This is a genomic window from Aliivibrio sp. SR45-2 (genome assembly GCF_963890165.1).
Classification (GTDB): domain Bacteria; phylum Pseudomonadota; class Gammaproteobacteria; order Enterobacterales; family Vibrionaceae; genus Aliivibrio; species Aliivibrio salmonicida.
The window spans coordinates 93,767-102,374 of the sequence record NZ_CAWPRC010000216.1; the positions used below are offsets into that span (position 1 = coordinate 93,767).

General features: G+C 36.5%; 7 protein-coding genes. All 7 read left to right on the forward strand.

What is annotated here, in order from left to right; genetic code table 11:
* The first annotated feature begins 2 nt into the window (after nt 1-2).
* From AACV33_RS20730 to AACV33_RS20760, 7 genes are read left to right on the forward strand one after another with little or no spacing between them, the layout of a single operon-like run.
* A complete protein-coding gene (locus tag AACV33_RS20730) occupies nt 3-2,180 on the forward strand; it encodes an exopolysaccharide transport family protein (protein ID WP_182699603.1) in 2,178 nt (725 codons plus the stop codon).
* 7 nt (nt 2,181-2,187) lie between these two features.
* Nucleotides 2,188-3,393 carry a lipopolysaccharide biosynthesis protein gene (locus AACV33_RS20735; protein WP_182699604.1) on the forward strand — a complete coding sequence of 402 codons (1,206 nt, stop codon included), beginning with the start codon at nt 2,188-2,190 and terminating at the stop codon, nt 3,391-3,393.
* 2 nt (nt 3,394-3,395) lie between these two features.
* A complete protein-coding gene (locus tag AACV33_RS20740; RefSeq protein ID WP_182699607.1) occupies nt 3,396-4,775 on the forward strand; it encodes a capsular biosynthesis protein in 1,380 nt (459 codons plus the stop codon).
* Entirely contained in the window at nt 4,768-5,766 is a 999-nt protein-coding gene (locus AACV33_RS20745) for a glycosyltransferase (protein ID WP_182699605.1), read from the forward strand. Before AACV33_RS20740 ends, AACV33_RS20745 begins: the two co-directional genes overlap by 8 nt.
* Nucleotides 5,763-6,968, forward strand: coding sequence for a glycosyltransferase family 4 protein (locus tag AACV33_RS20750; protein ID WP_017022349.1), 1,206 nt, complete (start codon nt 5,763-5,765; stop codon nt 6,966-6,968). Before AACV33_RS20745 ends, AACV33_RS20750 begins: the two co-directional genes overlap by 4 nt.
* Before the next feature lie 3 nt (nt 6,969-6,971).
* On the forward strand, nt 6,972-8,102 hold the full coding sequence (locus AACV33_RS20755; RefSeq protein ID WP_023604046.1) for a glycosyltransferase family 4 protein: 1,131 nt from the start codon (nt 6,972-6,974) through the stop codon (nt 8,100-8,102).
* Nucleotides 8,092-8,499 carry a hypothetical protein gene (locus tag AACV33_RS20760; RefSeq protein ID WP_026469772.1) on the forward strand — a complete coding sequence of 136 codons (408 nt, stop codon included), beginning with the start codon at nt 8,092-8,094 and terminating at the stop codon, nt 8,497-8,499. Before AACV33_RS20755 ends, AACV33_RS20760 begins: the two co-directional genes overlap by 11 nt.
* Nucleotides 8,500-8,608 lie beyond the last annotated feature (109 nt).

The window sequence follows — 8,608 nt, forward strand, 5'->3', positions numbered from 1 at the left end:
TTATGGCACTATCAATTATAGAAAATGGAAAAAAGCTAGAAAGTACAATCGATTTTTCTAATTTCCTAAAAGAATTTAAAAAATATCGTCTACGAATTCTGCTGACAGTTATGGGGGTAACCTTAATTTCATTCCCGTTAATTTACTCGATGACACCTCAATATTCTGCAACTGCAACGATGATATTAAAGGCACAATCAGATAACTCGACACCGATAGATCAAGTCGAAGATTTTGACGCAACTCAAGCAGAGTATTACCCAACTCAAGCCGAAGTTTTACAATCAAAAAAAGTCATTGAGACTGTCGTTCGTCAACTAAATTTACAAAACAACCCACTATTTAAGCTAAAAAAAACCGATAAACTAATTTCAGAAAATGAACATATTTATCAAATAGTAAAAGCGATCAATAAAAAGCTTTCTATTTCACCTGTGCGCTTTAGCCAATTAATTAAAATCTCTTATGAATCGACATCTCCAGAGATGTCCGCAACCATCACTAACGCCGTTGTTGAGGCTTATATTCACTTAGAAGAGCAACGAAAAATAGAAAAAACCAAACAAGCTCAAGAATGGAATAATGCTCGAATGACCGAGCTAAAAGAGAAGATTTTACAACAAAAAGAAAATATAGATAAATACCTCACAGAAAATGGTTTGCTAACTTATCAAGGTATTGATGGTTTTGAAACAGAGCAACTTGCACTCGTTAATGATCGTTTAGCAACCGCAAAAGAAAAACGAATCACAGCGAAGGCTAGCTATAACACAATCAGCGAAGCACTTGGCTATCCATTAGAAGATGTGGCTACCCTACCGTCGATTTCTAATCATGCACAATTACAAGATTTACGTATTGCTCTTATTCAAGAAAAACGTACATTATTTGATCTTAAAGAAAAGTATGGCCCAAAAAACCCATTGATTTTGGAAGCTAATGCTCAAATTAATGCCATTAAACTACAAACGACCTCTTTATTAAAAGAGCTTAAAACCGGGTTATACAAAGAGTATCAAGCCTCAATTGAACGCGAAAATAAATATAAGTCCTTACTTAATGCACAAAAAAAGAACTTCACACAACTTGCTGCAAAAAGAGATGTTTATAATACGATGAAAGCGGATTTAGATAAGACGCAAGAGTTGTACGAAAAAATCTTCACTCGTAGCAAAGAGCAAGAATTAACGATGTTATATCGTGAGCCAGCGGCAACAATACTCGATCCCGCAATGCCACCAAGTAAACCAAGTAAACCCAATAAAGCTTTATTTATCATTATGATTTTCATCATGACATTTATCTTAAGTTTACTGTTTATCATCATTAAATCTGCCTTAAATAAATCAATTAATAATGTAACTCAAGTGAAAACCCGCTTAGGCCTAAAAGCCATTGGGGAGCTTCGCCCATTCAATTACATTGAAGAACTTACTGTATTTTCAAACGTTTTTTTTGCTAATCCCTATTCAGGGGACACCGTTCACGCAATTAGAACGAGTCTCCTTTTAGATAGTAAACCCTGGCCAATTATTGGTTTAGTATCCACGGATTCTAGCGAACAAAATGAATTAAGCAGTTATCTTCTTGCTCATTCTTTATCACAAGATCGTTCGACATTATTAATAGATTTAGATTTCAGAAAGGAAATCTCTATAACTGAAGAGATATTGATGACGCAACCTGTAGAGGAAGCCTCAAGCGTATCTAAAACAGAAAATAGTACCTCTGATGTTTTTCCTACATTAACAGTAATGGGGATGGCTGAAATTCTTGAAAAAAATCATCCTATTAACGATTGCATAACTCAATTAGACAAAAATTTATTTTTCTTAGCTCGTGGGACACTAACATCAACACCACTCCTAACATTATCTCTGGAAACCCTCGAGCCAACACTTCAAGAGATGAGTAAGCAATTTGAACAAATTATCGTTCACTTGCCAGCATTATCTGAGAATAAAGACGCTCAGCTTATTGCTCGTTATCTATCTGGGGTTATTTATACTGTTCAAGCCGGTACATTAAGTGCAAACAACATCCTGTCAAACATGGAAAAAATAACTCAACTGCAAATCCCTATTATTGGTGCCATACTTAATAATGTGGTTGATGAAGAATTAGAAACAGAAGAAACACAGCAACAACTGTTCCATCAAAACGATGATTTATTAAGTTAGGTTTCTGATGAGCTTACTAAAAAGTGTCTCAACAATTGCGGGTGCATCGGTTATTTCCCAAATTATCGGTGCCGTTTCCATTTGGCTTATTTCTCACAAATACGATATGGCACAAGTTGGCGTTTATGCTCTAGTGTATAGCGTAGTATTAATTGGAGCTCAAATTTGTACTTTTGCTTCTCAATTGTTATTACCAAAACAAAGTGATGCACAAGTCACTCAGAACATTATATTTTCACTGCTTCAAAGTGTCATAATTGCGCTTCCTTATACGGTCATAATTATCCAGTTTTTTGATCTTAATGGCTATTTACTTTACCTACTAACCCTTTGTCATGCATGGGTTTTAATATCAGAAAACTTACTGCTTAGAATTGAAAATATTCGTCTATTAGCATTTCAGCGTATTTCAATTTCATTATTAGTTATTGGTGCCGTTGCTCTCACACAAACCACTGAATTATTTTATGTCTGTTGGGCCATTGGGTTGTTTATTCTTGTTTCCATTTGGATTTGTCATTCTGTTTCTTTTTCAAAGATTAGATTTTCTCATTTTTCATTATCGAATAATGTGCAATTTATGAAAGAAAATCGGGCTCATCTTTCTGGAATAGGCAGTGCCGAAGTTTTAGCGATGGCAAATAATAATCTACCCACACTGCTAATTAATTTTTGGTTCTCCCCATTAATCGCGGGTTATTTTGCTGTTGTGAATCGTTTCTGCTTAGCACCCGTTACCATTGTTGGTAATGCCGTTCGTAATTCTATCTTTTCTAAGTGGTCGATTGATTTTCGTAATAACAAATTTAATTATCAAGAATTTAAAAAAGTTCGCTTAATGTTGTTAATTCTGGGGCTTATTGCGACGGCTGGTGTCTTGCTCTTTTATCCGTTAATCATGCAACTTGGTTTTAATGATGAATGGCTTAGCTCTGTACCTACATCCCGTTATATGCTGCCTTATTTACTTCCTGCTCTTGCTGTCTGTCCCCTCACAGTAATTGAATTAGTATTTGGTTCACCAAAATATTTTCTACGTATTCAAATCGAGCAATTGTTAGTTATCACTATTGCTTTCATTATATTTCCATACTTTTACCATAACTATGCTTATTCTGTTCTTTTGTTTTCGGTTCTGTCGTTTGTTCGTTACAGCTTTATCTATTTAAAAGTAAATAAACGAGCACACCTATTAGCTCAGGAAAATAAGTAATGATGCCGTTAAATACTGGTTTTTTCCTACAAATCTATGCCGTTATCAGTCTCGTATTATGTGGCTTAACACAATATTTCACTGGTATTTCTGCCATTTTATGGCTGCCATTTTTATTAGCTTTTACGATGACAGGCTTACTCTTTTTACAGAATCGATATACGCCGCTCGATCTCGATCATAAAGAAATTATTATACTCGTTTTGTTCATTGGTTTTTTCGTTCAAGCAGTACTCAGTACCTTTTTGCAAAATGGTGTCACCACCACTATTGTTGGCTTAAAAAATGAGCTAGCACTCTCCTTAATTCTATTTTGTTTATTGTTGCGATTTTGTCGGGAATCACAAATATACCGAGTGACAAAAACACTTTATTGGATTTTTTATGCTCAATTCCCCGTCATTCTATTCCAAATTTTTGTCATTCTTCCCAAACGAGTAGCCGCTCACGGTGAGTATGAAAAATGGGATTCGGTCGTAGGTACTTTTGGGGGCGATCCCATGGGAGGGGGGAATACGGCTGCGATGGGGCTTTTTTGCTTACTGATTATGCTGTTAAAACTCTCGGAGTATAAACATGGTCTATGCTCAATAAAATCAACTATCCTACACATTGGTGCGGCATTCACTCTATGTATTTTAGGTGAAGTGAAATTTGTTATTTTATTGTCACCCATTTTACTGGCTTATGTATGGCTAGCTCCTAGCTACATAAAAGGCATGAAAAGCTACGATATTAAGATTATTCTCGCGATTATTGGTGGAATGTTGCTATTAATGAGTATCGCTATCTTATTATTATCATTATCTTATTCATCTGCTTTTGGCAGTGACCCAAGTAAAGGGCCATTAGACATTTTCATTGGTTCTTTAGAATATATATTTGATCCTAACTATATTATGCCGACTGGTGAATTAGGAAGAATGACAACCATTTTTTTCTGGTTAGATAATAATGACTTTTATGGGCTTCCAAATGCTTTATTTGGTTATGGATTAAATACAACAAATCACGGAAGTGCGGTTTCCCCTGGTTTTTTAAATGTTCTTTTTAATGTCATTCTTGATACGACAGCACTCAGTGTTCTTTTATGGGAATTGGGGATCATTGGAACATTATTTTTCATTTCAATGACACTCTATATTCTTCGAGTCTGTAAACCTACTCCTCTATTTAATCGAGATGACGTGACACAAGAAGATATTAGATTAATGAGCTATCCTCCTGCATTTAATGCCTTTGCTATTGCTTGTTTATTAAGTCTCCCATACAGCCAAATATTGATGTTGGTCCCTATGCTTCAATTTATTTTTTACTTATCACTAGGGTCAAACTTAGTGATCCGAAAGTCCTTAATTACGGCGGCAGCGAATCATGACTAGTTCTCCTTTTATTTCAGTCATTATCAAAACCTATAATGAAGAATCTGGCATCGCGAATACGATAACAAGCATTCAAGAGCACATGGGTAAATATCCCCATAAAATTATTGTCGCGGATAGCTTATCAACAGATAAAACTCAAAAAATAGCAACCCAAATGGGTGTTACGGTTGTATCTCTAACAAATGAAGAAGATCGTTGCTGTGGGGTTGGCCATCAATTAGGTTATCTTCATAGCGAAGGTGATTTTTTACTTTTACTTGATGGCGATATGAAGTTAGAGGCGGGCTTTATTGATCATGGTATTTCATTTCTATTAAAACACCCTGAATATGCTGCGGTGGCGGGTGCAGTAGAAATGGATGATGTTGATAACTATGAGTTTAAGGCACGTAAACAACGCATACACCAAATTTACCCTATTGGTGATTGCAGTCATTTAGGTGGCGGGGGGTTATACAGAAAGAGCGTCATTGATGAGATTGGATATTTAACGAATCGTAATTTACATGCTTACGAAGAATCAGAACTCGGTATGCGCTTAGGCTTAGCGGGTTACAAACTTCACCGCTTAGATGTGCCTTATTTTTCTCACACCTCTTATACCATGTCATCTTTCGAGCTAATAAAGCATCGCTGGAAGGGCGGTTATCTGTTTGCTTCTGGTGAGCTTTTAAAAGGCTCTTTTGGTACTCCTTTGTTTAAGAAAGCATTAAGCACAGTGAAAAACGAAGCTATTTTCACTCTTTATTTATTGCTCTTAATAAGTACTCTCTTTACGTTTAACTCTCTCATAGTTATGCTCACAGCATTGCCTTTATTCGCATTTATTACATTAAAAACCATTAAGAATCGCTCGATTAAAGACGCCTTACACAGCGTTATCAACCTCTCCGTTTTTTCTGCTGGTTTACTCCGAGGTTTATTTCTGCCGCTAAAAAGTCCAACTCAGCCACCACAACACAAAATTATTAACGAGGGTAAAAAATGAAAGTTCTATTAGTTAATAAATTTTTCTTTATGAAAGGTGGTGCCGAAACCGTTTACTTTCAAGAGCGGGATATGTTGCTTTCTGAAGGTATCGATATTATTGAATTTTCAATGAATCATGAGAAAAACCTTGAATCAAACTATTCTGACTTCTTCGTTAATAACGTGGATTACTATCAAGAGCAAACACTAAAAAACAAAATAACCACTGCAGTTAATTTTATTCATAACAGCGAAGCTTGCATTAAATTCAAACAATTATTAGAGCAAGAAAAACCAGACTTAGTGCATTTTCATAATATCTACCACCAACTCACCCCTTCAATTATAAAAGTGGCAAAACAATTTGGTTGTAAAACGGTATTAACCGCTCACGATACTAAAATAGCGTGCCCAAGCTATACGATGTATCGCGATGGTCATACATGTGAAGACTGCGTTCATGGTTCGGTCTTTAACGCCACAATACATCGATGCCAAGAAGGTTCATTGATAAAAAGTTTTCTTTTGTCCGCAGAAGCTATCTATCAAAAAGTCAGCGGTAACTACCAGCAGCTTGATGCTATCGTCTCACCGAGCCGCTTTCTTGGACGCTTTATACAACAAAAACTGCCTCATAATCGTGTAGACATTATCGTAAATGGTATTGATGAGCACGTCTCTAATGAGGGCATCAGTGATCAAGGTTACTTTCTGTATCTCGGTAGACTAAGTACAGAAAAAGGCGTTCCTACCCTTGCGAAAGCACATCAATTAATGAAAGAAAACACAGCCTTAAAAATTGTGGGGGATGGACCCGTTTTTAACGAGTTAAAAGAGACGTACCCAAGCGCTGAATTACTCGGTTTTAAAAGCGGAGATGAATTACTCACTCTAATTAAACAAGCAAAAGCCGTAATTGTGCCATCTGAATGCTATGAAAACTGTTCCATGTCGGTTCTCGAAGCCATGTCATACAGCAAACCAGTTATCGCCTCTAGAATCGGTGGATTACCAGAACAAATTCGAGATGGCGTTGATGGCTATTTATTTGAGGCGGGTAATGCTCAAGCACTTGCTGACAAATTAGATGTATTGGCTGCGAGCCTTTCAGCATCCGCAGAAATGGGGAAGAATGCAAGACAACGCTTTTTAAGTAAGTACACACTAACAAAACACAAAACAGATTTACTCAATCTTTATAATGAATTACTAAAGGGATAATACATGACCACTAACATTACCGTCATCGGCACTCGTGGGATCCCTGATGTTTTAGGCGGAGTAGAAACTCACTGTCAGAATTTATACCCTGAAATTAAGACACAATTCGATACTGAGATTTGTGTCATTGCTCGTTCGCCTTATGTCGATTATAAAAAATCCACTTACCGAGGTGTCAATACAAAGGCTATTTGGGCGCCAAAGAAGAAATCATTAGAAGCGATAGTTCATTCGACCTTATCTTCGTTTTCAACCTTATTTGATCGTTCTAACATTGTCCATGTTCACGCGATTGGACCAGGGCTTGTCGTACCTCTATTACGAGTTTTAGGTAAAAAAGTGGTTTTCACTCATCATGGTCCTGATTATGACCGTCAAAAATGGGGGGGATTTGCAAAAAGAATGTTACAATTAGGTGAAAGGTTAGCCGTCACTTACGCAACGGAAGTCATTGTCATTTCAGAAGTAATTAACGACATCATTAAATCAAAATATAATCGCCACGATGCCCATTTAGTTTACAATGGGGTAAACCTACCCACTCCACTCCCTCAAGAAAAAATAGACGCTGTGTTAACTCAATTTACTCTTACTGAAAACAACTACTTGGTTGCGGTTGGGCGTTTAGTCGAAGAAAAAGGATTCCACGATCTTATCAGTGCTTATGAAAAAGCAAACATTGATATACCACTGGTAATTATGGGAGACACCGATCATCCGACGCCCTACAGTGAACAGCTAAAAGCACAAGCAAAACATGTTGATGGTGTAATAATGACGGGATTTTTAAAAGGTGAGCAATTACAATCTATTTTCTCAAAAGCGAAAGCCTTTGTGATGCCCTCTTACCATGAAGGTTTACCGATTGCTCTATTAGAAGCAATGTCTTATTCATTACCCGCCATTGTCAGTAATATTCCAGCAAATCTAGAAGTTAAACTAAGCCCTGAAAGTTATTTTCCCGTTGGCGATATCGATAGCCTAACGACGGCATTGATTAACCATTCAATAGGCTCTGAGAGCAATGTTAATTATAGTCAGTATTTAGCGCATTATGATTGGCATAAAATTGCAGGTAAAACGATGGCCATCTATGACACTATTGAGAAAAAGAGAACTCAACATGATGGATAAAAAACAACAGAGACTCATCGCTAATTTTTATTCAGCATTAGATGAAAACATTTCAAATGAGCTGTCTTTTGAACAAAAAAAATCCATCGAACGAGCCGTAATTGCAACGGGTCTTGGTTCAAATAATAATGTTGATATTCGAAAAAGTGTCTCATTTTTTAATAAACGTTATTTTTTCGTTTTTTTACTCGGTAGAGATTATAGAAATAAGATGAGAAGCGAGTCACCACTTGCATTATTCTTCATGACACTATTAACGTGCTTCGGTGTGGTTGCTCTTTTCGGACTCGCGGTGGTTATTCTTTATCTTATAAAATCAGCGCTCGGTATCGATATATTTCATAATTTTTCATTTGGGATTTGGGATTGGTTTAAAGAAGTCATGCAGATTTCATAATTAAAAATGATACTCCACCATGTTTCAACTTAAAGCGCTTCATTTACCCGTTATTAGTCGTTAAACTGACCATATAACGATGATGCTCAAGTAAGAGCGCTTCCAATTA